Origin of the sequence: Micromonospora sp. NPDC047620, assembly GCF_043205005.1 — a bacterium.
GTDB lineage: Bacteria > Actinomycetota > Actinomycetes > Mycobacteriales > Micromonosporaceae > Micromonospora.
The window spans coordinates 1-1063 of record NZ_JBIDDG010000195.1 but is presented as its reverse complement, the minus strand read 5'-3'; the positions used below and the strand labels follow the sequence as shown (position 1 = coordinate 1063).

1 rRNA gene and 1 pseudogene are annotated in these 1063 nt (G+C 59.3%); both read right to left on the bottom strand.

Annotated elements, in window-relative coordinates:
- Positions 1-226 (bottom strand): 16S ribosomal RNA (locus ACGF5C_RS35205); the annotation flags it as partial.
- A 457-nt stretch (positions 227-683) separates the two neighbouring features.
- A pseudogene (locus tag ACGF5C_RS35200) lies at positions 684-1063 on the bottom strand (UDP-N-acetylglucosamine 1-carboxyvinyltransferase); the annotation flags it as partial.

Sequence of the window (1063 nt, the reverse complement as noted above, 5' to 3'; positions counted from 1 at the left end):
GGCCCATCTCGCACCGATAAATCTTTCCACCACAAACCATGCGATTCGTGGTCATATCCGGTATTAGACCCAGTTTCCCAGGCTTATCCCAGAGTACGAGGCAGATCACCCACGTGTTACTCACCCGTTCGCCGCTCGTGTACCCCGAAGGGCCTTACCGCTCGACTTGCATGTGTTAAGCACGCCGCCAGCGTTCGTCCTGAGCCAGGATCAAACTCTCCGTTGAAGACTCTAGATTTGCCACCGAAGCAGCGAATCAGAAGTATCTCGAACCAGAGTCCGAAAACCTAACTTAAACGCCAGCCGGAAAATTAGCTGACAAAAAATGTCCGTCACCCTCACGGGGGGAGGATGAACGGAACCAAAATAAATATTTGGCACTGACATTCATCGACACACTATTGAGTTCTCAAAGAACACACGCACCAGCAATCTCGCGGGATTCTTCCCGGTCGATCGGTTGGGCAACTTTTACAGCTTAGCTCAGCCAGAAGTTCCCGACCAAATCGGGGTCCCTCTTACCGAACCAGTGTGATTGTCAGGCGCTCCTCGTCCGACCTCGTTGTCCCGGGCCTCTCGGCTCCGGGTCGGTGTCCGTGTCGCTCTGACCTGGAATAAGTTACGTGGCGGTTGATTCTATGTCAAATCGCCTGGTCAGGAAGGTCTTTCGGATGTACGGCCGACTACGCCGGTGTGCCGACCCGTTCCACCTCGGCGCCCAGCGAGCGCAAGTTCTCCACGAAGTGGGGGTAGCCGCGGTCGATATGGAACACGTCGTGCACCTCGGTGACGCCGTCGGCGACCAGACCCGCGAGCACCAGACCCGCGCCGGCGCGAATATCCGACGACCACACCGGCGCACTGGACAGCCGCGGGATGCCCCGGACCACCGCGTGATGGCCGTCGGTGCGGGCGTCGGCGCCCAGGCGGATCATCTCCTCGACGAAGCGGAAGCGCGCCTCGAAGATGTTCTCGGTGATCATGGACGTCCCGTCGGCGATGGTCGCCAGACCGATCGCCATCGGCTGCAGGTCGGTGGGAAAGCCCGGGAACGGCAGGGTGG